At 38.8% G+C, this 23,375-nt stretch carries 26 protein-coding genes; 19 read left to right on the forward strand and 7 right to left on the reverse strand.

The window, feature by feature from the left end; translation table 11 throughout:
* The first annotated feature begins 36 nt into the window (after window positions 1-36).
* Window positions 37-1,455 carry an amidase gene (locus tag ACKXGF_RS01455; RefSeq protein WP_411954545.1) on the forward strand — a complete coding sequence of 473 codons (1,419 nt, stop codon included), beginning with the start codon at window positions 37-39 and terminating at the stop codon, window positions 1,453-1,455.
* On the opposite strand, the gene ACKXGF_RS01460 is transcribed toward ACKXGF_RS01455, so the two are convergent.
* Entirely contained in the window at window positions 1,438-1,893 is a 456-nt protein-coding gene (locus tag ACKXGF_RS01460) for a YaiI/YqxD family protein (RefSeq protein WP_411954546.1), read from the reverse strand. The two genes, ACKXGF_RS01455 and ACKXGF_RS01460, sit on opposite strands and share 18 nt — an antisense overlap.
* 122 nt (window positions 1,894-2,015) lie before the next feature.
* Here ACKXGF_RS01460 and ACKXGF_RS01465 point away from each other — a divergent pair, with 122 nt between their 5' ends.
* From ACKXGF_RS01465 to ACKXGF_RS01485, 5 genes are all read left to right on the forward strand, one after another.
* Entirely contained in the window at window positions 2,016-2,459 is a 444-nt protein-coding gene (locus ACKXGF_RS01465) for a chemotaxis protein CheW (RefSeq protein WP_411954547.1), read from the forward strand.
* 160 nt (window positions 2,460-2,619) lie between these two features.
* Entirely contained in the window at window positions 2,620-3,000 is a 381-nt protein-coding gene (locus ACKXGF_RS01470; RefSeq protein ID WP_411954548.1) for a GntR family transcriptional regulator, read from the forward strand.
* Window positions 2,993-3,874 carry an ATP-binding cassette domain-containing protein gene (locus ACKXGF_RS01475; protein ID WP_411954549.1) on the forward strand — a complete coding sequence of 294 codons (882 nt, stop codon included), beginning with the start codon at window positions 2,993-2,995 and terminating at the stop codon, window positions 3,872-3,874. Before ACKXGF_RS01470 ends, ACKXGF_RS01475 begins: the two co-directional genes overlap by 8 nt.
* The gene (locus ACKXGF_RS01480; RefSeq protein ID WP_411954551.1) at window positions 3,864-4,586 is read left to right on the forward strand and encodes a hypothetical protein; all 723 of its coding nucleotides are present in this window, start codon (window positions 3,864-3,866) and stop codon (window positions 4,584-4,586) included. The genes ACKXGF_RS01475 and ACKXGF_RS01480 overlap by 11 nt, the downstream gene beginning before the upstream one ends.
* A complete protein-coding gene (locus tag ACKXGF_RS01485; protein ID WP_411954552.1) occupies window positions 4,583-5,257 on the forward strand; it encodes a hypothetical protein in 675 nt (224 codons plus the stop codon). Before ACKXGF_RS01480 ends, ACKXGF_RS01485 begins: the two co-directional genes overlap by 4 nt.
* 50 nt (window positions 5,258-5,307) lie before the next feature.
* On the opposite strand, the gene eis is transcribed toward ACKXGF_RS01485, so the two are convergent.
* Both eis and ACKXGF_RS01495 read right to left on the reverse strand, forming a co-directional pair.
* Complete coding sequence (gene eis, locus ACKXGF_RS01490) at window positions 5,308-6,561, reverse strand: enhanced intracellular survival protein Eis (protein WP_411954553.1); 1,254 nt, start codon at window positions 6,559-6,561, stop codon at window positions 5,308-5,310.
* A gap of 496 nt (window positions 6,562-7,057) precedes the next feature.
* On the reverse strand, window positions 7,058-9,112 hold the full coding sequence (locus ACKXGF_RS01495) for a methyl-accepting chemotaxis protein (RefSeq protein WP_411954554.1): 2,055 nt from the start codon (window positions 9,110-9,112) through the stop codon (window positions 7,058-7,060).
* 322 nt (window positions 9,113-9,434) lie between these two features.
* On the opposite strand from ACKXGF_RS01495, the gene ACKXGF_RS01500 reads away from it, so the two are divergent.
* From ACKXGF_RS01500 to ACKXGF_RS01515, 4 genes are all read left to right on the forward strand, one after another.
* Complete coding sequence (locus ACKXGF_RS01500; RefSeq protein ID WP_411954555.1) at window positions 9,435-10,430, forward strand: fatty acid desaturase; 996 nt, start codon at window positions 9,435-9,437, stop codon at window positions 10,428-10,430.
* Window positions 10,431-10,555: 125 nt separating this feature from the next.
* Complete coding sequence (locus ACKXGF_RS01505) at window positions 10,556-11,680, forward strand: histidine kinase (protein WP_411954556.1); 1,125 nt, start codon at window positions 10,556-10,558, stop codon at window positions 11,678-11,680.
* Between the two features lies 1 nt (window position 11,681).
* Window positions 11,682-12,281, forward strand: coding sequence for a response regulator transcription factor (locus tag ACKXGF_RS01510; protein ID WP_411954557.1), 600 nt, complete (start codon window positions 11,682-11,684; stop codon window positions 12,279-12,281).
* Window positions 12,281-12,415, forward strand: coding sequence for a hypothetical protein (locus tag ACKXGF_RS01515; protein WP_411954558.1), 135 nt, complete (start codon window positions 12,281-12,283; stop codon window positions 12,413-12,415). Before ACKXGF_RS01510 ends, ACKXGF_RS01515 begins: the two co-directional genes overlap by 1 nt.
* A gap of 152 nt (window positions 12,416-12,567) precedes the next feature.
* Here the strand turns inward: ACKXGF_RS01515 and ACKXGF_RS01520 are convergent, their stop codons facing one another.
* Window positions 12,568-13,698, reverse strand: a complete 1,131-nt coding sequence (locus ACKXGF_RS01520; RefSeq protein WP_411955543.1) for a PQQ-dependent sugar dehydrogenase — start codon at window positions 13,696-13,698, stop codon at window positions 12,568-12,570.
* Window positions 13,699-14,106: 408 nt separating this feature from the next.
* Window positions 14,107-15,261, reverse strand: coding sequence for a conserved virulence factor C family protein (locus ACKXGF_RS01525; RefSeq protein ID WP_411954559.1), 1,155 nt, complete (start codon window positions 15,259-15,261; stop codon window positions 14,107-14,109).
* A gap of 158 nt (window positions 15,262-15,419) precedes the next feature.
* On the opposite strand from ACKXGF_RS01525, the gene ACKXGF_RS01530 reads away from it, so the two are divergent.
* Complete coding sequence (locus tag ACKXGF_RS01530; protein WP_411954560.1) at window positions 15,420-15,716, forward strand: hypothetical protein; 297 nt, start codon at window positions 15,420-15,422, stop codon at window positions 15,714-15,716.
* Window positions 15,717-15,811: 95 nt separating this feature from the next.
* Entirely contained in the window at window positions 15,812-16,441 is a 630-nt protein-coding gene (locus tag ACKXGF_RS01535; protein ID WP_411954561.1) for a YczE/YyaS/YitT family protein, read from the forward strand.
* Window positions 16,442-16,487: 46 nt separating this feature from the next.
* Here the strand turns inward: ACKXGF_RS01535 and ACKXGF_RS01540 are convergent, their stop codons facing one another.
* A complete protein-coding gene (locus tag ACKXGF_RS01540) occupies window positions 16,488-16,757 on the reverse strand; it encodes a hypothetical protein (RefSeq protein ID WP_411954562.1) in 270 nt (89 codons plus the stop codon).
* Between the two features lie 126 nt (window positions 16,758-16,883).
* Between ACKXGF_RS01540 and ACKXGF_RS01545 the strand changes: the two genes are divergently transcribed.
* The 6 genes from ACKXGF_RS01545 to ACKXGF_RS01570 all read left to right on the forward strand — a co-directional run bounded on the left by ACKXGF_RS01545 (window position 16,884) and on the right by ACKXGF_RS01570 (window position 20,518).
* A complete protein-coding gene (locus tag ACKXGF_RS01545) occupies window positions 16,884-17,156 on the forward strand; it encodes a DUF4190 domain-containing protein (protein ID WP_411954563.1) in 273 nt (90 codons plus the stop codon).
* A gap of 62 nt (window positions 17,157-17,218) precedes the next feature.
* Entirely contained in the window at window positions 17,219-17,971 is a 753-nt protein-coding gene (locus ACKXGF_RS01550; RefSeq protein WP_411954564.1) for a class I SAM-dependent methyltransferase, read from the forward strand.
* A gap of 26 nt (window positions 17,972-17,997) precedes the next feature.
* Complete coding sequence (locus ACKXGF_RS01555) at window positions 17,998-18,156, forward strand: hypothetical protein (RefSeq protein ID WP_167263626.1); 159 nt, start codon at window positions 17,998-18,000, stop codon at window positions 18,154-18,156.
* A gap of 109 nt (window positions 18,157-18,265) precedes the next feature.
* A complete protein-coding gene (locus ACKXGF_RS01560; RefSeq protein ID WP_411954565.1) occupies window positions 18,266-19,681 on the forward strand; it encodes a DHA2 family efflux MFS transporter permease subunit in 1,416 nt (471 codons plus the stop codon).
* Between the two features lie 184 nt (window positions 19,682-19,865).
* Window positions 19,866-20,066: a helix-turn-helix transcriptional regulator gene (locus ACKXGF_RS01565; protein WP_411954566.1), complete on the forward strand. Its 201-nt coding sequence runs from the start codon at window positions 19,866-19,868 to the stop codon at window positions 20,064-20,066.
* On the forward strand, window positions 20,063-20,518 hold the full coding sequence (locus ACKXGF_RS01570; protein ID WP_411954567.1) for a DUF3278 domain-containing protein: 456 nt from the start codon (window positions 20,063-20,065) through the stop codon (window positions 20,516-20,518). The genes ACKXGF_RS01565 and ACKXGF_RS01570 overlap by 4 nt, the downstream gene beginning before the upstream one ends.
* 189 nt (window positions 20,519-20,707) lie before the next feature.
* On the opposite strand, the gene ptsP is transcribed toward ACKXGF_RS01570, so the two are convergent.
* The gene (ptsP, locus tag ACKXGF_RS01575; protein ID WP_411954568.1) at window positions 20,708-22,423 is read right to left on the reverse strand and encodes a phosphoenolpyruvate--protein phosphotransferase; all 1,716 of its coding nucleotides are present in this window, start codon (window positions 22,421-22,423) and stop codon (window positions 20,708-20,710) included.
* 148 nt (window positions 22,424-22,571) lie between these two features.
* Between ptsP and ACKXGF_RS01580 the strand changes: the two genes are divergently transcribed.
* Window positions 22,572-23,375 carry a DeoR/GlpR family DNA-binding transcription regulator gene (locus tag ACKXGF_RS01580; RefSeq protein WP_411954569.1) on the forward strand — a complete coding sequence of 268 codons (804 nt, stop codon included), beginning with the start codon at window positions 22,572-22,574 and terminating at the stop codon, window positions 23,373-23,375.

Raw genomic sequence — 23,375 nt, forward strand, 5'->3', positions numbered from 1 at the left:
TAAATGACGAAATACTGACACAAATGAGGTGACAAGATGAAACAAGATTTTTCTCAATACGATGGGTTAGGGTTGAAACGGTTGATCGATCAAGGTGAAGCTTCATCTTATGAAGTTCGAGCACATTTTGCCAACAAAATTAAGCACTTGAATCCGTTATTGAATGCGGTCGTCCATGATATGACCGATTTATCGACTGAAGTGGAAAGGGATATTGAGAGTCCATTGTCAGGGCTGCCGATTTTGATCAAAGATTTAAACCCAGTAAAGGGACAACCATTTACTAACGGCTCGAAGTTATTGCATGACCACATCGCACCAGCTGATGATTGGTTTGTACAGAAGTATCGGCATGCTGGTTTACATATTCAAGGTAAAACAAACACCCCGGAATTCGGTTTTACGCCAATAACCGAGCCGACACTTTTCGGCCCGACTCGTAACCCTTGGGATTTAACGCGCTCGCCAAGTGGGTCGAGTGGTGGTGCTGCGGCCGCAGTTGCCTCTGGTATGGCTCCGTTTGCGCATGCTAGTGACGGAGGTGGTTCAATTCGGATGCCAGCCGCGATGAGTGGGTTATTTGGGTTTAAGCCATCTCGTGGCCTGTCACCTATTCCGCCATATATTAATCAGATCTCAGTTAACCATGCTGTAACACGATCAGTGCGTGATAGTGCGGTTTTATTAGACATAATTAAAGGTGGAACGAACCAAGACTTGTACCCGACGCTTAGTTCTGACGAATCTTTTTCAAGATCACTTCATCATGAACCGAAACCATTAAAAATTGCCGTGACTCCTGATTGGCATGGTCAAGTGACCATTGATCATGAGACGAACCAAGCTTTTGAGAAAGCGAAAACATTACTAACTAACCTAGGGCATGAGGTAGAGGTCATTAAACCAAGATTCGATTTTCATGATTTTACTGCTCAATTTATGAATGTATGGATTGCCTCTGGCGCCGTGGCTATTGACCATCTTGGCTCGCTTGTCGGACGTCAACCTTTGAGTGATTTACTAGAGTCCGTAACCTACGATTTGTATCAACAAGGCTTAAAGATGTCAGCTTTCGAATATGAAGAATCACGCGTTCGGATGCAATTACTCTCGAAGTCATTTTCGGAGATTTTCAACCAATATGATGTTCTCATGACGCCTGTTATGAACCAATTTACGTTTAATACAGGTGATATGGTACCCGATACAGTCGCTGAAATGACGGACATTATGCTTAATAATTGTAGTTTTACTCAAATTGCCAATTCCAGTGGACAACCAGCTATGAGTGTGCCAATTGATTGGACAGAAGAAGGTTTACCAGTTGGCATGCAATTTCAGTCAGCATTAGGTCAAGATCGTCTTTTGTTTCAATTAGCAAAGCAATTAGAAACAGCGAATCCTTGGTTTTACCAGTATGTTTCACTTGAGCAGTCTTTAAACGCTATGATCTAAATCGTCTAAAAGATTTTGGAGGCTGCTAGTGAATTGATCGCGGTCCTCATTCGAAAAAGCTTTTGGCCCCTTCGAGCGTTCTCCACTTTGTCGGGCTAGGGCATTAAGATAACGGGATTGTAGGAGTCCATCAATATTATCGTTAGTATAAACCATACCTTTGTGATGGATCGCATGAGCCCCTTTCCCAAGAACGAGTGAAGCAAGTCCATAGTCTTGAGTGACAACGAGATCGCCCTTTTGGACATTTTGAATAATCTTGTAATCAGCAGCTTCCGACTCTGAATCGACATAAATCGCGTCGACACCAGGTTGCTGATCGTTGGGAGAGAAGTGGGCAAAACTTTTGATCATAATGACCGGGATATGACGTCTTAAGGCTTCGTCTATCGTTTCATGTGTAACGGGACAAGCATCAGCATCAATCAAAATATTCATAAACATGGCACCTCTTTTTATGGAAATAGGATAAAAGAAATAGGTAAAAAAGTGTGTCTTTTTGTCGATATAAACAGTATAATAGTTTTAATATATAAATTTTTAATAAAGGTGGGAGAAACATGGCTGAGATGTCGAAATATATTATCTTTGAACTTAATCGTGAACGATTTGCGATTAATATTCAACAGGTAAGGTCGATTGAGAAATTGCCAGAGCTTACAACAATGCCACAGATGCCTAATTCGATGAAAGGTATTTTTGAATTAAGAGGTGCTATCACGCCAGTTATTGATTTAAAAGAGAAGTTGGAAATGGGCCAAGCTAATAATGATGAAGAAACCCGTATCTTAATTCTAACCATTGATGAAAAGCCGTTAGGTGTCATTGTTGATAAAGCAACAGAAGTTGTGGATATTGATGAAAGCACCATTGAAGCTCCACCAGAAATGGTAGCAGGAGTCGATCGTGAGTACATAACAGGAGTCGCGAAAAATGGAGAACAACTCATCGTTATTCTTGATCTAGATCGTATTTTATATTACGAAGAATACAATGTTAGTTAATGTTTTAGTTATTTAAGCCCTTTATAACAAGTGTTCAGACGCTTGTTGTAAAGGGCTTTTTTGTATTGAGGTTGACAGTTATTAAATTAAGTGTAAACTAGAACCTAGTACATTACATAACTAGTGCACTAACTTGCATCGAATAAAGGCAGGCGAATCGATGTTAAATCATAAGAGTATGAAACCCATATATGTGCAAATTGCAGAATGGCTTGAGAATGAAATCTTAAACCATCGCATACAGGCACACAATAAAATGTATTCTCAATATCAGCTGGCAGAACTGTTTAATATCAACCCTGCGACTGCTGGAAAAGGGATTACTAAGTTGTTAGATGATGACTTAATCTATAAAAAAAGAGGATTAGGGACATTTGTGTCAGACAAAGCGCGTTTAAGAATAATTCAAAAACGCAAAGAAGAGACATTACAAACGTTAATCGATGAATTAGTGCTTGAGGCTGATTATTTAAATGTAAGTGATGAGGAATTAATTGAACGGATTAATCAGGCACGCAAAGGAGGAAGTTATAATGGCTGAGATTGAACTGAGTGATGTGACGAAAAGCTATCGGAAACAGGAAGCTATTTCTACGTTGACGCTCAACATTCCTGACCAAAGTATAACGGGGTTGATTGGACCGAATGGTGCTGGGAAGACAACATTGCTTAATCTTATTGCAGGTATTGAGGCCGCAACAGAAGGAGAAGTTTCTGTATTTGGAAACGAACCGCTTGAAAATTTAAGTGTTGCAGCTAATCTATTTTACGTCAATGAAGACATGATGTACCCACAAGATTTTCGGATTAGTGAGGTCTATCAAGCTTTCAATAAGGTTTATCCAAATTGGGATCAAGTGTTAGCAGAGAATTTGTCGGAGCATTTCAATCTATCATTAAAACAAATGCCACGGGATTTATCCAAAGGGCAGGCGAGCACATTAAATGCCATTATCGGATTAGCTGTTCAGACCCCAGTAACTATGTTTGATGAACCAACAACGGGGATGGATTATGGCGTGAGAAGAGACTTTTATCGAGCGTTGTTAAAATCGTATATTGCTCATCCGCGGACTATTATTTTATCAAGTCATTTATTAAATGAACTAGAAGATTTATTAGAACACGTCATTCTATTAGACCATGGTGAGCTTGAACTTATGATGGAGATGGATGAGTTAAAACAATACGCGGTTGGTCTAGTTGGGGAATACGATTCACTAATTGACCAGCAAACCATTCTATACCAAGATCGGATGGACCTAAATCAACAGTATTGGGTAATCAAGCATCCTGGTGAGGCTACATTACAGGAGCTACGTCAGCACGGTTTTACGATTTCTCCAGTTGCTCCTGCAGATTTATGTGTCTATTTAACCCAAATGAACAGGGGTGATGTCGATCATGTCTTTTAAACAAATGTCTTATTTTGACGCTACACGACAACAAGTTGGTTTAAAATTAGCCGCATTTCGCCGTGTTTTTTCAACACTTGCAATCTTACAAATCGTTGGATTCCTCTTTTCAGTTACAGGCAGTGAACAGATCGGTGGAATTAATGAGATGATGACTTATAGTATTTCTGAGATTAACAGTAATGTAGTTATAATGTTTACGTTGCTGTGGGCTTTAGCTACTCCGTTTGGGATGATTACTCGTGAACAACGGAAAATGGAGTTTATGTTTGTCACAAATCATTTTATTAGTCATTTATCGAATATTATTTTTCTAGTTATGATGTCGATTGTAGCAGCTTTTTTCACAGTTGGGATGACCCTAACTATGCAAGCGATTGGTTATATCCTTCATGATCCTTTGAATATTCAATCAGTTTTTATGGCGTTAGATTTAGTGGTGCTATGGGGAATTGTGGCATTACTTGTATTAGTCATTTCTGTAGCTAGTTATACATTAGCGACGATCATGCAATTACATACATTATTGAAAGTCATTGTTCCGGCCATTGTAATCGGAGCCTTTTATCTGGTTGAGCCGATTCGAAATGTGGTTGGATGGATTGTGTTAGATCAATCGGTATTGATGCTAATGGTTAAAGTATTGATGGTTGCTTTAATACTATCTGCTGTTGTCTTGTTTGGTGTCAAACGGTTGGAGGTGAAACGATGACTGTCATGACTTATTTATCTTTGCTACTCGTGCTAGTTATTGCGTTGGCAATTGGTTTGATGATGGAAAAATTACAGAAAACATCCTGGTTTCGAAGTCGATTTCTTATGACTTATATGGCTTGTCTAGCAGTAGGGTTCGTAGCTTACTTCATATTAGTAGCTCCTACTCAAGCTCAAGATGATAAGCCAGTTCAGTCGTTGACAGATAGTGAAGTGAAAGAAGCTGTGACTAATCAAGATATGAGTATTATTGAAGATTTGGTTATAGCAGGGGAATGGTCTGTACCGATTGATCATAGCTTGAGCTTGGTTCCGATTAATGCAGGTCTGAGAACAGGAGGATATATGATTGTTAATGAAAATGATCGTTTAGTAGACCAAGCAACTATCAAACTCTATCGACCACCTTCTTTGATTGTTCATGGCAGGCAATTACATGTTGACCCAGTTGTAAATGCCACAATTAATGAGGGGCAAATACAAGTTGGTGAAGAAAAACTAGAGGTTGAATATGTCACTTTAGGTCAATCATTGTTCTATGAATACTATAATGGCGAGAGTAATCGGTATGATAGCGAGTTTTCAATGATTAATTATTCTGTATTAGTTGTGGAAGTGCCACCTAATACTGACGTCACGAATAAGTTAAGCGTTAAGTCAGTCAACTAAGATTAAATAAAAGTCCGAACCCTTTTGCAATAGGGTTCGGATTTTTTAGATTAGAAATTAGTCATGGAAATTGGTTGATGTCTTGTGCGAAAGATATCGTCAATAATGTCCACATGGTTATCATTAGACAATTCGACTTTTCCATAAAGATAAAGTTTCTGGAAATCAATTACACCTAATAACAGACTCGTTAAATCAGAAATATCAATTTTGATGGTTGTGTCTGCTTTTGCTCCTTGAATAACAGCTGGTTTGCCATTTGTGAAAGCGACGGTTACATCGCCAGCATTCGCCGGATACATCGAGTCTGTCCCTTGGAAAGTTACCGTGTGATTGGCGTTGTTGAAATTATGCTGCTTGAGTTGATTGAAAAAGCGTTCAACGTTGATAATTCGATACATTAACCCAAGTCCAGATGTGTTGGTTTGATGATAAACGAAATTGACGAGATTGTCTGATCCATCACGCGCATCGGTGAAAAAGTGATGGAGTGTATCATCTTGCGTTGGTACGGAAATGCGGTTCACTTGGTCTTTTTGAGTATGGAAAAACGTCGACAATTGTTGTAAAGCATCACGGTTTGTGTAAACAAATTCATGGATTGTAATGTTACTGGATAAGAAATTGTTCACTTCGCGTTTTTTGAACGAGAAGATCGCATAGCCTGTAATGACCTCATTTTGTTTAACACCAACGATTTTAATATCGAATTGTTCGAATGGGCGTTTGTATTGAAACGCTTCTTTTTTCATGACCCCATGGTGTTGTTCAGCAAAACGATTATAACAAGTGACAAGATGATCTTTGTCGTCAGGTGTTAAATACGTGATGTCATTTTTGTGATTAAAGTTTGGGAAAGCGTGCGGTGCAATGGTATAAACATCCTTTTTCTTGCCGTAGCCAAAGCCCATTTGATAATAGAAGTCTGGACGAAAAGCATATAAAGTTGTGAGCGCATAGCCACGTTTGTCGTAATGATCGAGAAAATAATCGACTAATGACTTTGCCACGCGTTCCTTTTTATGTAACAAATCAACGGCCACAGAGCTGAGTCCGCCAACTTGTAAGAATGTTCCGAACACATTCATTTGAAAGTCAAACAGTTTCATGGAGCCGATTAATTGGTTCTGTTCAAAGGCGCCATATGGAACGACTGAATTGGTTTCTTGGAGTAATGATTTTTCGCGTTCGACTAATTGTTTAATATCTTCTTCCTTTTCGGCAGCATTCGCCGTGTAGGCTTGTTCGTGTAAGATGACATTGTCGCGAAATTCTGCTTCATTTAATGGTCTAATCTCGTGCATAATACGGCCTCCTTATTTGTCCTTATTATAGACTGAAACGCCTTTAAGTTCCAATAGTTTATGGAAATGAGTGGATTTCATAAATCTTTCGTTTGAATTAAATGATTGTCCAATAAAATGGACTAAAACAAAATGCTTTTAACTCATTATAGTTAAGCAGTAACAAAGCGGAATCAAAATGCGTAGACGCCTGGTCGACTAAAAGCGGTCACGTCCTGTGACCAACGCCGACATTAGACCGTCCGGGTCGTCACGGGAACAGCACGCGTCTCGAGACCCCGCAGGCCATGCTTTTCGGCCGAGGAGGCTCGAGCCGTGCCCCGGTAAAGGAAACACGGCGATTGCCTAAGCAGAGCCGATGTTGAGCTTATGTCACGTAGAACCAAGCGAAGTGCTTTGATGGAGCGTTATTTAAGCAAAAGACCCGAAGGATTTATTTTTAAATCCTTCGGGTCTTACTCTGTATTATTACTTTTTGACTAAACTTCTTTAAACATTACTGTTGATTTAATTTAAATTCATTAATCAATTTGTTTAGTTGTTCACTTGATTCATTTAAGTCTTCAGCTGATTCGGATAATGATTGTAGAGCATTCGTTTGTTCATCAATCGTAGCATTAATTTCCTCATTGGATGCAGCTGTTTCTTGAATATTAGCTGAAATGGATTGAACTGAGCCGACGACATGATCTTTGTATTGATTCATCTCTTGAATAGCTTGGACGTTCTGTTCAACACTTTCGGTGATGTTCTGGACCGCTTGGCCAATATCGTTAAAGACTTGAACCGTTTCGTCGACGACTTCATTTTGAGAATCAGTCGTTGATTTCGCTTCTTTCATCGAATGAATCGCTTCGTTGGAGCGCTCTTTCACATCATCAATGATTTTGCGAATTTCTTCTGTTGAATTTGAAGACTGCTCGGCTAATTTCCGAACTTCTTCAGCGACAACGGCGAAACCTTTACCATCTTCACCTGCGCGTGCAGCTTCAATTGAAGCATTTAGGGCTAATAGATTCGTTTGTTCAGAAATATCGTTAATCGTATGAATGAAGTCGCTTATTTTTTGAATTTGATTATTTAATTCTTGGACAACATTTTCCGCTTGATTAAATTGTTGTTTCGATTCATTTGAATATTCAGCGAGCTGATCCATCTGATTTAACCCTTTGTTATTAACGGTAACCGCTTCATTAGCTAACTCGTTCATACTAGCACTACTATCAGAAATAGAATCGATCTGTTCACTTAATTGGTTCATTTGATCTGTCATGGTTTCAAGGTTTTCTGATGATTGTTGAGCACCTTTCGCGATTTCGTTCATCGTGCCTTGAATTTCTTCGTTTGATGCAGTTGTTTCCTCACTGACAGCACTGAAGTTCTCAGATGATGAACGGATGACTTCGGCTGATTCATGGGTTTTCTGCAACAACTCTCTCATATGTTGAACCATTTTATTGAAGTGATCATATAAATAACCGATTTCGTCATTAGACTGGTGGTGTGCTTCGACGGTTAAATCACCGTGAGCCACATCATCCATTTTTTCACGTAAGGTCGTAATCGGTTTTGATAAACGCCCGCTAAAGATATAAATGCCTGTGCCGAGTACAAGAAGCACGACCACACCAGTAATAAGTTGTTGAATTAATAAATCGTTAAGTGATGCATAAATTTCATCTTCTGGCACGGCAATACCAAATGTCCAGCCTGTCGTTGGCATCGTACGATAGTAGACTTGATTCGTTGTATCACCAGCATCTACTGTGAATTGACCTTGTTCACTTCCTGTTAGTTGATCAGCATAATCACCAAACATGTCTGTTTCGCTAATAGTTGAATTCATCACGAGTGAGTCGTCTTGGTGGGCGATGATTTGCCCGTTATTATCAAAACCGAATGCCCAGCCGGAGTCGTAGATCTGGATATCGGAAATGATTTGTTGGATTTGTGTTAAATCGGTATCAGCTGTGACGACCCCGTTGAAATTACCTGAACTATCAGTGAAAGGGACGGTTGTTGTGACCATCGTAATTCCACTAGCATCATCATAGTAAGGATCACCCCAAACCGCTTCTTCTGATCCTTCAGCTTGAGTGTACCAATCCCAGCTCGGGTAATCGTAATCCGTTTCTTCGTAGACATCTGTATAGACTAAATCCTCACCATCTTTATAGACATACGGACCAAAATATTCTCGGTCTTCATCATATTCGTATGGTTCAAACCAAATGCCTGAGCCGTATGTATCAGCGTTAGTTGCAATATTGTTCTCTAACATTTGTATGTAATCTTCTTCAGATACTGAATCACCAGTAGAAGATATCGTACTTGCTGTTGTTTCAGCAAGTTGCTCATGTCTGGCGAATCTTTCTTCAATTTGACTAATGGCATCGTCTTGTAAGTTTGTAATTCTATGTTCAATTTCCTCATCTAGCTGACTTTTTGAGATGTTATAAGACAGAATGAGAAATATTGAAAGTCCGATAACCATTAAAGGAAGAAATACCAATAAGAGCTTCCTTTTAAGACTTGATGTTCCCTTCTTCATAACCAACCTCCTGTTAATAATGTTAAAAAATTTTTTAACATTAGATAATTTATCACTAAATACTCAGTTTGTCAAAATAAGTCGAAACATATGATGAGCATTATGACTTATGTGGATGACAGTTATGGAATTGAATCATTCGACCCCCTTGGCTCCATATCAAGTATCATGACATCAATCAGTCATGGCTTTTTTGTTTGGCCATGAGTCTCAATCTAAAACATATGACGTTTGTCACATAAAACTCCTGACGTTCATGACTATTTAAGCGAGCTGTTTTTTCCTAAGATGAGTGAAAGAAGACTTATCATTGGAGGTAGTTATGGCGAATAAAAAGTTAGCTCAACTTAAACAAGACATCAAACCATTTGAAAGCTCCGGTACGAAATCAAGTGTATGGCAATTGGTTAATACATTGCCTCCATTCTTTTTGCTTTGGTTTTTAGCTTATGAAGCGATTTCAGTATCATTGATTTTATCCATCGGCCTATCAGTTTTAGCGGGTGGATTTATGGTGAGAGTATTTATTATCTTTCATGATTGCTGTCATGGGTCGTTTTTTAAAAATCGCAAACTGAATCATTTTGTTGGAACGGTTACAGGGATTCTCACAATGTTCCCGTATAGGAAATGGAAAAGAGAACACTCCATTCATCATGCTACTAGCAGCAACTTAGATAAGCGGGGTACGGGTGACGTCTGGGTCATGACTGTAGAAGAGTACAAGAAGTCATCAAAGATGGAGAGACTCCAATATCGCTTATATAGAAATCCGTTTGTTATGTTCGTGTTGGGTCCCGTTTATTTATTTTTAATAACGAACCGAAGAAATAGAAAAGATGCTAAGAAAACAGAACGCCAAAATACGTATTTGATCAATATTTCAATTATTGGAATCACTGCTCTATTGATATGGGCGATTGGTTGGACGAGCTTTTTGATTGTTCAGTTACCGATTGCGTTTATTGCAGGGTCTCTTGGAATATGGTTGTTTTATGTTCAACATCAGTTTGAGGATTCTTATTTTGAAGATGAATCTGAGTGGGATTATGTTAAAGCAGCTATTGATGGAAGTTCTTATTATAAGCTTCCACGTGTTCTTCAGTGGATCACGGGGAATATCGGCTACCATCATGTTCATCACTTGAGTCCTAAAGTGCCGAATTATAATCTGGAAAAGGTACATGAGTCGATACCACCTTTGCAACAGGCAACGACGATTACGATGGGAACCAGCTTGAAATCGATCCGATTTAAGTTATTCGATGAGAAGAGTAAGACCTTCGTTCACTTTAAAGAAATTAATGAAAGCCTCTAATCTTCTGATAAAGTGTCCACAGAAAACTAAACGTCAGTAAAAGAAAATCATTCACAAAGTGGATGGTTTCTTTTTTTGGTAAAATGGGTGATACTGATAAGAGATTCAAGAAAGGAAATTTTTTGATGCAAAATTGGTTTAATTTATTCCCTAAAAATATAAGTTTGAGCATATACGTATGGGTGATTTCGAGCTTATTGCCCTTTTACTTCATTTTTCGGTCAAATACATTGTCGGAAATATTGCTGGGTGTGTTGTTGATTGTTATATTCTTTGTTGCGTACCGGCTTTCCTTTCTATCGATTGGGGGGCTTTTGTACATATGTGTTTCAATCATGATGCTGATTAGTGTTGGCATGTCTTTGTTTTATGGATATGTATACTTTTCATTATTTATTGCTTTTTTCATCGGAAATGTGCAACAAAAAAGTGGTTTTATTTCACTTTATGTCGTTCATTTAGTTTTGACCGTTGTTGCTTCGGCATCAAGTTATTTTACACAGCAAGAGCTGTTCTTATCTCAATGGCCATTTTTAATCCTGACCATTCTTGGGGTAGTATTGCTACCGATCAATACATACAACCGGAGAAAAAGGCAGAAGCTTGAGGCACAGTTATCCGATGCCAAAGATAAAATTTCACAGCTACTGGTCTTTGAAGAACGTCAACGAATTGCTCGTGATTTGCATGATACACTAGGACAAAAGCTATCTTTGATTGGATTAAAAAGCGATTTGGCTGGACGCCTGATCGACAAAGATCCTGATACAGCTAAAGTTGAAATCCAGAATATCAACCAAACTGCTCGCACAGCCTTAAAAGAAGTCAGAGATATGTTATCGGGCATGCGAATAACGAAGTTTTCTGAGGAGATTAAGCATGTTAAGCAGCTGTTGGAAGCGGCAACAATTCAGAACGATATCCAAGGCGACAAAGAACTAAAACATGCCCCCTCGTTAGTAGAAAATGTCATAAGCATGTGCTTAAAAGAGGCTGTGAACAATGTCGTTAAGCATAGTCATGCGACACACTGCAATATAACCACTACCGAATCAGCGCATGAAACAGTTTTGACGATTGAAGATAATGGCGTCGGAATAGATACTAAAGGTAGCTCAGCATACGGCCATGGGATGAATGGAATGCTAGACCGGTTAGAATTTGTAAATGGAAAACTGGAAATCATAAGTGATGAAAATGGAACAAAATTGACTGTGACCATACCCAATGTCATGAAACAGGAGGGTTAAAATGATTCAAATCGTGTTGGCTGAAGACCAAGGAATGTTACTTGGAGCACTAGGTTCTTTGTTGGACCTTGAAGAAGATATGGAAGTAGTCGGCAAAGCCAAAAATGGTGAAGAGTCCGTCCGACTGGTAAATGAATTGAAGCCGGATATTTGTATTATGGATATTGAAATGCCGATTAAAAATGGGTTGGAAGCAGCCGAGGAAATGGTCGACCAGAAGTGTGAAGTCATCATTTTGACCACCTTTGCAAGGGCGGGTTACTTTGAACGGGCACGTAAAGCTAAAGTTAGTGGGTATCTACTAAAAGACAGTCCAAGTGAAGAGTTGGCCAGTTCGATCCGAACGATTTTAAATGGTCGGAAGGTATATGCGCCCGAGTTAATCGACTTGGTGTATGAGGAAGACAGTCCTTTAACGGAACGAGAAAGTGAAGTCATTGAGTTAATTTCTAAGGGGAAAAGCACCAAGGAAATTTCCAAGGAACTGCATCTAACGAACGGAACAGTGCGTAATTATATCTCGGTTATTTTTGATAAACTGGAAGTATCGAATCGAATCGAAGCCATTTCGAAGGTGAAGGATAAGGGTTGGGTGGAATAGTGAGAGAAAGAGCTCAGAACGTCGAAACTTTTTATATAGATTGGCTAATTGATCCATTGGCCGAGGAAGAAATGAATCGAAATGATTCGATGAATAAAGATGAGCACTCGGGATGGAACTCGGATGAAGATTGATGGAAAGACTCTAGTGACTGATTTTCAGTTAACTAGAGCCTTTTTTGTAGATTTGATTATCCTCGAAAGTGTGAGGGCGGAGCTGAACTCTCGCAAGTGCAAGCTTAACCCTCACAATGGAGCTTTCTATAGAACCCTTCCAATCCGAAAAACTACTCCGCTATCTTCAATAACCGATCATCACCTTCTTCTGGGTTACCACGTCCATCTGTATTGTTTGTCAATACGTAAGCTTCACCGTCTGCAACGAGGATATCCCGCAATCTACCTTCATCATCCAAGATTATTTCTTGGTTACCTGATTCGATATCGAAGCGGTAGAGGGATTGTCCTGCTAGTCCGGTTACCCAAAGATTTCCTTCATCGTCAAATGCCGCTCCGGATGGTGCCCACGTTTCTTCGCCGGAATGAATGGTTGGGGGTTCCATTCCATCGGCTGTATCATCGCCGCGAACGACTGGCCAGCCATAATTGTTTCCTGGTTCAATATGATTGATTTCATCATATGCTGTGCTCCCGTGTTCTGAGCTATATAATTCGTCGTTTTCGTTCCAGTCGAGTCCTTGTGGATTTCTGTGGCCATAGGAATAAATTAATGAATCTTCAAATGGTTGATCATCTGGAATTGATCCGTCAAAGTCCATACGCAAGATTTTACCGGCTAGGTTATCTGTTTCTTGGGAAAGGTTTTCATCGCCTGCATCACCTGTGGTGGCATACAAATAGTCATCTGGTCCAATTGCAAGTCGTCCGCCGTCATGGATTCGACCTGCTGGAATTTCATCGACCAATATATCGGTTTCTTGCCAGGTTTGGTTTGATAATTCAATTGCTATAATGCGATTGAACATTCCCTCACCAGTCTGATACGTATGATAAATATAGGCGGTTTGGTCATCCTCCGGGTCTAGAACCATACCAAGCAAGCCTCCTTCTCCTTGGCCGGAAGCGACTTCTTGTTCAAGTTCAACCGTCTGTCTTTCCATATTTTCACCATCATAATAAACGATTGATCCGGAGCGTTCGGTCATGTAAAATTCATCATCATTTTTAACGATATTCCATGGTCTATTCAAATCATCAACTACTGTTTCTGGTTCTTCCAGAAACGTTAATTCTTCTACATTTTCTCCATTGGGATCTCCGTTCTCACTTGACTCTGTTTCAACTGATTCCTCAGTCGAATCCTCTTCACTAGCTGTTTCATCCGAGGATTCTTCTGTTTCTTGGTCACCGTCTGTTTGACAGCCTAATAAAAATAAAGCCATGAATAGTGGAACCATCCATTTCACTAGAATCCGCTCCCTTATAGACATCATACCATTTATTTTTTCCTACCAATTTGTCTGCTAATCATTTAAGCTCTTTTCTATAATTAAGGCTCTGTTAAAGTTTAGTGTTGTATTTCAAATGGTATAGCATTGAGTTGTTGATTTGTGAGAAGCGAAGGTGGCGACATTGCCGTCATGGGAACATCGCATGATTCGAGAATCGCTGTGATACAGCGAAATTGTCGCTCAATACAGCGGAATTTTCCTATGATACAGCGAAAACATTGCCCGATACAGCGAAATCACCGCATGATACAGCGAAATCTCCCAAACATACAGCGAATCTAAACCATTCAACGAAAGCGGATCACAATATCAACAACGAACTTTAACAAAGCTATACTTAAAAGGGGGGGGCGCCTATGACTGATTATCTTTTTGTTTGGTCATCTCAGCCATTTGCTTCCAAATAGATCCTTGCGCTGATTCGCCTTCTTGGATCCTGGAAAATGCCATTTTAGCTTGCATTCGGACTTCAAATTCAGGGTCTTCTAATGTGTCTTGTAAGGCAGGGATGGCTGATTCATCGCCATATTCATATAGGAACATAGCTGCGCGCCACCGAACGATGCGACTTTTGTCTTGGAGAGCGTCGATCATTTGTGGAATGGCGTCTGTAAAACCAATGTCTGATAGGCAGTCACCTGCTGTGCGCCGGACGGTAACGGTTTTATCCTGTAAAGCCTCATATAAATAAGGTAAGGTCGCTTTCTCTTCCACCATGCCTAGGTAAGCTGTAGCTAAACGACGGATCGACATTTTCGGATCTTTTAAGGCTTTTCCGAGGATTGGTAAGTCATCGGTCGTCGGATCAGGTATACGGTCTAAGGCAGCATAACGACTTTTCCAATCATCAAGTTCTAAATCAGCCTCAGTCAAAGGTTTTAAAACCTTTCCTTGTTGCTGGTCGTTTTCACCTGATTGAGCCATGTCGACAAGAGTTCTTAGCCGCTTATCTGGATAGGTGGCGTCAATCTCTTCGACCACGTCTTGTCCAATATCATCTGCGTGCCCATAACGAGGGTCTTGTTCGATCCATTCGCGTTCCATCAGCATATTGGCTGAATCTTTTGAAGCTTCCATTGCAGCATCAGTAAAGCGTTGAGGTAAACCGAAACGCTGTTCTTCATCGTTTTCTATTAATTTGACTTGCATCGGTACGCCTCGAAATTGTTGGATATAAACTTGAACACCACCAAAGGCTTCATCATCGTAATCTGTTGATGTTTGTTCCTGTTCTATATCGGCGTGATCTGCACTGCCTAATACAGCTTCAACTTGGGGTAAAATCGTTTCCCATTCGACTTTTGGATGGCGTTCTAAAGCGATGAAATCAATGACGCGATAGAGTTCTTTTACCCCTTCGATCGCCATTAAGTCTGATACATAGGACGGAGCATCAGTTAAATCATCGTTTTGGGTATATGTTTGAGTTTCCATATCTGACAGGCGTTCATCAACATTAATTTTCATGGAATAAGGGCTTGGTGTGGGTTCGATTGATTTGATTTTCATGGTTAAAAGCCTCCTTTGTTCAACCTATAATCATTCTATCATATCAGATTTTTATGGCTAGCTTAGGTCTTAACGCACTTATTTTTTTCAACAAAATAACATAAGATGGGTTTTGAACGGGTATGGTTAATGTAGTTGTAAAAGTAAGGAGTGACATCATGGAATCAACAATTCCCTGGAATAACGTACGTCTATCGGCCATGATAGGCTTAATCGTTATTTATATAATCTATTTAATAGCTTTTGATCCTCATTGGATGTGGGGAGTTTTAAGCTTTATCGGGTTGATATATGGAATCGTAGAATGGAAAATGTGGGAGCGTCAAATTGGTGAGGAGAAAGAATTATATACCATTATCAGTTTATTAGTCACGAGTCTAGGTGTGCTAGGTTACACCGTTTTTTCACTGATTATATCCAATATCATACTACCGCTAGATTCTTTTATTATGTAAATCAAACCATATGGTTATTAATATTGTATTTGAATGTGAAAGCGTGGTATTATATTTAAGTTGAATTGATTTGAAATAGAATGGGTGTTTATATAATGAAAGATTTAATGTATTCCATTATGTTTTATGTAATTGGAATGTTAACCCTATCGTTTGGTATTACGATGTTAATTTTGTCTGATTTAGGTGTTGGTGCTTGGGATGCACTGTTCGTCGGCTTGTCGAATATATTCGGGATGACTGTTGGAACATGGATTTTCCTTGTTGGTATTGTACTCATTATTATTAATAAGTTTTTACTGCAAAGTAAGTTTGATTACTCAGCTGTCATCACCATTTTCCTAATCGGTTTATTTATCGACTTCTGGTTGCTTGTCGTATTTGATGGCGTGATGATAACCGAAATGACAGCACGCATTGGGTTACTTGGTTTAGGTATTTTAGGAATGGGTGCAGGCATTGGTATGTATTTACAATTAGACTTTGCTCGTAATCCGATCGATAACTTAATGATGGCTGTCCATTATCGAACAGGATTGAGCTTAGCTGTTTCTAAATCAGGATTAGAGATTTTGATTATGATTATAGCATTCTTAATTGGTGGTCCGATCGGAATAGGCACAGTGATCGTAGCGTTTGGTATTGGCCCGCTTGTCCAGTTTTTCTTTAAGCGCACAGCCAAAGTTAAAGCGTTACTTGTAAATCACTGGAATCCATCAACTTAAATATGACTTTGAAACAAGAGCTACTCACTCATGTGGGTAGCTTTTATTATCGTTTGATGGCATACAACCAACTGTAGCCAGCAATTAATCCGATGATGCTCAAAATAGTCATTGGTTTGCCAATGCCATAAAACAACGATGATGCAAGGGTGTTACTGCTTCCGACTAACCAAAACAGACCACCTATGACTAATAACGGTAAGAAAAAGCTGAAAAATAAGTGCATTCTTGTATAACTACGTAATTGAATGATGCGGAGAAGAGCAGTTAACCCGATCACAATCAGCGTTAATAATATATAATGAGAAAAGTTCAAGGCCCAATCACCTTCCTTATATAAGGGGTGCTGCTCTATAATATGATTGAAAGTGGGTTACTATTTTAGAAAGACCATTTTATGTTAAAGTTAAGCTACTTAGGAATAATAATTAGAGGTGAAACTATGGATTCTACGGAAGGTCAACAACAAGCTCCGCATAGTGGTTTGGCTATTGCGTCACTTGTCATAGGTGTTGTCTCATTAGTGAGTATGCTGGTTTGGACTGTTATGGGGATGGTCGTTTCGGTTGTAGGGATATTATTTGGTGTTTTTGCGATTGGTATGATTCGCAAACAAAAGACGCCTGGGTTAGGCTTAGCAAAAGCAGGCTTGTTTTGTAATATTGTCGCTTTGGTAGTACCACTCGTTACAGTTTTAGTTATTTTAATTGTGTAATATATGAAAAGATCTGTTTAGGGATCTCTTGTTATAAATTGATAAAAGGTGCGCGTTAGTTTATGTATGGATTTTATAATTCAATGGCAACAGAAGTTTATGATTTAATTCATCCTATAGGAGATCCATATGGTGATCTTGAATTTTATCGTGAGCGTTTAAAAGGTGTTCAAGGGAAAGTATTAATGCCTTCTGTTGGGACAGGCCGTTTGATGATTCCGTTAATTGAGTCAGGTCTGAACGTTGAAGGGATGGATGTTTCAACGGATTGGTTAGATTTATGTAAAGATCATCTCGAAGCAAGACATCTTCCTACACGTCTGTTCCAAGGGGAGATGCAAACCCTTTCGATTGATGCGACCTATGATGCTATTATATTACCTTCTGGTTCCATTCATACATTGAGTGAGTGGGATCAAATAATGGAAACTCTAACCCGTTTTTATGATCATTTACATGTTGATGGTCGCCTCATATTTGATGTAACATTTCCGAAGACGACTGAAGTCGGACATGTTACAACATATGAATGGGAGACATTTGATGGTGATGTGATTACGTTAGAAGATAAAATAATAGATGTGAGTTGGGTCAATCAGCTCATTATGTCACATCACAAATATGAACGTTGGCACCGCGGACAATTTGTTGAAGCGGAGCTAGAACGTGTATCGTTTAAGTGGTTCGGCATTGAAGAGCTTAGACTTATGTTAGCACAAGCTGGGTTTATTAATATATCATTAACAGCAGACTATAAAGAAGAAGCGCCAATTAATGGAGAAACGAACACGATCACTTTCGAAGCTGTGAAATAACATGGACGTTGTAAGGAGGCAATTGAATGAACATTAAAGGGAAAACAATTGTTGGGACCATGATTGCTATTGTCATCATTATGGCTTTCGTTATTTATTTTATGTTCTCTTATTTTCAAGAAGAAGATTTGATTGACGAATCCCAACATAATAGTCCTGAAACGGAACATCGCTTGATCATTTAAAGCGGTGTTTTATTTTTATAGAAATTTTTTAAGCAAAACCTTTCGTAAAGCGAAATATTTTTGCTATGATTAATTGTTGGTGGTTAATTTATAGAAAGAAGGAATAATAATGTCACTAGGAGACCAACAAGAAAAAGATGATATCAAACGTGCGCCGTTAATGCTCGTCCTAATTTCAGGCGCGTTTGTTGCGATATTAAACCAAACATTACTCGGTACAGCACTTCCACATATTATGCGGGACTTACAAATTGATGAATCTACCGCACAGTGGTTACAGTCAATATTTATGTTAGTGAACGGGGTTATGATCCCTGTGACGGCCTTTTTGATTGGTCGATTTACAACAAGGGCATTGTTTTTAACAGCAATTGGCTCCTTTACAGTCGGGACTTTATTGTGTGCCATTGCGCCGACATTTGGATTCTTATTAGGTGGACGTATTTTACAAGCTGCCGGAGCAGGTATCATTCTACCGCTCATGCAGACAGTCATATTCTTAATTTTTCCAATCGAAAAACGTGGACAAGTAATGGGCTTGTTCGGGTTGGTAATTGCCTTTGCGCCAGCAATTGGTCCGACATTATCAGGTTGGTTAGTAGAACAATTTATCTGGCGTAGTCTATTCTGGGTTGTCTTACCGATTGCCATTATTGATATTATTGTCGCGTTCTTTATTTTGAAGAATGTAACGAAACGAGATTTTCCGAAAATCGATGTGTTATCTATTATTCTATCGACACTAGGTTTTGGTGGTCTATTATATGGCTTTAGTGTTGCCGGAAATGAAGGTTGGGGCTCACCTGATGTTTATATTTCCATGGTTATCGGAGCGATTGCCTTAACGATTTTCATTTTAAGACAGCTGAAATTAGAACAACCTATATTAGAGTTTCGTATCTTTCAATATAAAATCTTTACGATTGCAACAGTGATTGGAATGACTGCTTTCTTTGCTATGATTGGTGGGGCAATTGTATTACCGCTTATGATGCAAAATACGTTAGGTTACTCACCGATTGAAGCAGGATTTATGCTAATGCCTGGAGCTATTTTAATGGGCATGATGAATCCTATTACAGGTCGTTTATTTGATAAATTCGGACCTAAATGGTTATTGTATGTCGGTTTGACACTAACGACGGTGACCACATTCATGTTCGCCAATTTAACGCCAGAAACGAGTTATTTCTATTTAGTTGCAGTTAATGCAGTTCGAATGTTTGGTATTGCAATGGTGATGATGCCCGTGACAACAGCTGGTTTAAACGTCTTACCAGAGCATTTAATTGCACATGGTTCAGCGATGAACAATACATTTAGACAAATGTCAGGTGCAATTAGCACAGCATTGATGGTGACAGTGATGGTCACGTTAGCTGATCCGAGTGGAGGAGTTCAGGGAGAGCTGCAAGGGGTGAATGCCTCATTCTTCTTAGCTGGTCTATTCTCACTACTTGGTTTAGTGTTAGCGTTCTTTATGACAAGAATCAGTCGAAAAGAAAATCAAGATTTGGCTTCTTAATTAAAAGCAAGTTCTCGTTTAATTGTATGTAGTTCAGTTTTTGGGTGCAAAACTATTACTTGCCCCTTAACTGAACTATTTTTTTATTTTGAATGTAGAATATATTGCATTTTATCAGGATAGGATGTAATATATATTTAACATAAAGTAAAATATGTATTACACAGTGTGCGTGAGGGATTATATGGTCAATAAATTAAAATCAGCTAGAGTGCAAAAGGGTTTTACTCAAGAACAGCTTGCAAAGCGAGTAAATGCTACGAGGCAAACCATTGGATTGATTGAAAAGGGAAAATACAATCCCAGCTTAAACTTGTGTATCGCTATTGCGAAAGAATTAGACAAAACATTAGATGATCTATTCTGGGAGGATGAGTTGTCATGAAGTCTTGGATATCTTTTTTATTACCGGATGATGAATATAAGGAAAAGAGGGTATTGTATTTTTTCGCAGAAGGAGCAATACTTCTGTTATTTACCCTTGTAGGATTACTTATCTTAAATAACTATTTCCACTTAGACGCTGAAACTTCCCTTTTAATGGCTATTGCATTATTCCTTATTTACGTCACAGGGCGATATACAATATCTGGTATAGAATATACCGATATAGTAACAGAAGGAGCTTATAGTAAAGAGTTAAGGCATATTATTTTTAAAACAAGTAGTTTTGCAGGTATTTTTATTCTGTTATATTTAGTGTTTATAGGTGTGCCCAGCAATCAAAATGAATGGATTGATATCATTGGAATATTAGTAGTTTTTTCTTTGTTTTGGTTTTTGACTAACTACATTTCTTTAAAACGATCATACAAGAAAAATAAGGAATTACTATAATCAAGGCTTTTGAATTAATATACTTATAGTAACTGGTGTTATTTAAAAGCTTAAGTTCTTTCACTAAACACTCAAAATAAAGATATAACAAAGAAAAAGGGTTAAATTGCATAGCAATTTAACCCTTTTTTATCATGTTCACTTCCAATAATTTAATGACTAGATTATGGTATTAATTTTATAAAGTCATTAGTTTAAGAAGTGCTTTTCTACATACGCTTTAACATCAGCGTTAGTTGATTGTGATAGGATTTCAGTTGTTGCTTCCTGTAATGCACTATAACTTAAGTTTTGAATTTGCTTTCGTGCTGGCAAGACAGCTGAAGCACTCATGCTAAATTCGTCTAAGCCTAGACCGAGTAAAATCGGGATAGCTACTTCATCGCCAGCCATTTCTCCGCACATGCCTGTCCATTTACCTTCTGCATGAGAAGCATCAATGACTTGCTGAATTAAGCGAAGGACTGCTGGATGATATGGCTGATAGAGGTGACTGACATGTTCATTCATGCGATCAGCAGCCATTGTATACTGGATTAAATCGTTTGTACCGATACTGAAGAAATCAACTTCTTTAGCGAATTGATCAGCTAAGGCAGCAGTCGATGGGATCTCAACCATAATACCAATCTCGATATCATTACTGATGTCATGACCTGCTTGAATCAAGCTTTGCTTTTCTTCTTCAAGAATCGCTTTCGCCTGACGGAATTCTTCTAATGTAGCAACCATTGGGAACATGATCTTAAGATTGCCATAGACACTAGCGCGTAATAAAGCGCGTAATTGGACGCGGAACAAATCATCTCTTTCTAGACATAAACGTAATGCACGAAAACCTAAGAATGGATTTAGTTCCTCTGGTAAGTCTAAATAAGGTAAGTCTTTGTCGCCACCAACATCTAAAGTTCTAATCACAACAGGTTTATTGGCCATCGTCGATAGGACTTGTTGATAAGCTTGGAACTGTTCTTCTTCTGTTGGCAGGCTGTCACGATCCATGTATAAGAATTCAGTTCTAAATAACCCGATTCCTTCGCCATCATTTTCAATAACGGTTTCTAAATCTTTCGGTGAACCAATGTTCGCAACTAGTTCGACTGTGTGATCATCTGTTGTCTTAGCAGGCTGTCCAATTAGCTTCTTTAACTGTTCAGCTTCTTCTTGTTCTTTTTGTTGTTTCGCTCGGTATGAATTGAGTTGATCGTCAGTCGGGTTTATGATGACATCGCCTGTTTGGCCATCAATAATGACGGTCATACCACCATCCACTGAATTCGTGACTTCCGAAGTACCAACAACTGCTGGAATTCCCATGGAACGAGACATGATGGCTGAATGTGATGTTCGCCCTCCTATATCTGTCACGATTCCTTTCACATATTTTCGATTAAGTTGAGCGGTATCAGAAGGAAGTAAATCATGGGCAACTAGAATGACTTCTTCTGTGATATCACTCGTTGTGACTAAAGGTTCACCTAATAAATACGAGATGACTCGCTTTGAAACATCGCGAATGTCAGCAGCGCGTTCTTTCATATAATCATTGTCCATGCTTTCGAACATGGATATAAATTGATTTGCTGTATCATTTAACGCTTTGTCGGCATGAACTTGCTCGGACTCAATTTTATTATTGACCGCATTCAGTAGCTCAGGGTCTTGTAAAACGAGCAAATGAGCACCGAAGATTTTCGCATGATCCTCGCCCATTTCCTGTTCGACATGCTTTTGAATACGTTCTAAATCAAGCTTAGCTTGTTCCACAGCATCATTAAATTGATCTTTTTGCTGTTGGACGTCGCTAGCTTTATCTTCATTAATCGTTAATTTAGGGTCTTGAAGTACAAAGGCTTTTCCTATTTGAACGCCATTAGAGGCTCCGATGCCTTTAATTTCAGTCATAATCAATCAACTCCTTGAGTGAATTTTATCATAAATGGATGAAGCGTTGGGAGTCAACTTTCAACAAAATCTTTGACACCGCTTACATCATCTATTATAATCAAAATCAGTCAAATACAATCATAAACAATCAAAAGTGATCATATATGTGATTAAGAGAGGTGTTGTTTATTTGCTTTATGGTGAAGAGCGAAAACAGCTAATCCAGAATTATATCGAAAAACATCAACGGGCTTCAGTTCTACAATTGTGTGATGCATTCAATGTGTCAGAATCGACAATTCGTCGTGACTTAAAAGAATTAGAACAAGATCACGTGATCAAACGAACGCATGGAGGCGCCATTGCGCTTGAAAGTGTCAATTTCGAACCGACTGTTACAGAAAAATCTGATCGGTTTCTAGCAGAAAAACAAGCCATTGCCAAACGCGCAGCATCGTATATTCAAGAAGGTGACACCATCTTAATCGATGCAGGAACGACAACACTTCCGTTAGTTTATGAAATAAAACAGTTTCAATCCTTAACGGTTGTCACGAATTCGGTTGTCCATGCTGAGCTGTTAAAAGATTCACCCCAGTTTGAAGTGATCGTTCCAGGTGGTCGTCTGCGTCATGAAACGCAAGCATTAGTCGGACCAATTACTGATCAAACTTTATCCATTTTGCATGTTGATAAAGCATTTATCGGAACAAACGGTATTGATTTGGAAGATGGACTCACGACACCGAACTTAATCGAAGCTTCTACTAAGCAATTGATGGTCCAACAAGCATCGGATGCGATCGTATTAGCTGACCATAGTAAGTTTGATAAAATTACGTTTGCGAAATTTGCGGACCTTAGTATGATTCATCACTTAATTACGGATAATCATGTTGATGATTGGTATCAAACAGAATTAGATCAGATAGGTGTCAAATTAGATATTGTAAAGCTTCAGGAGGATTAA

Source organism: Alkalibacillus sp. S2W (assembly GCF_046764385.1).
GTDB lineage: Bacteria > Bacillota > Bacilli > Bacillales > Alkalibacillaceae > Alkalibacillus > Alkalibacillus almallahensis.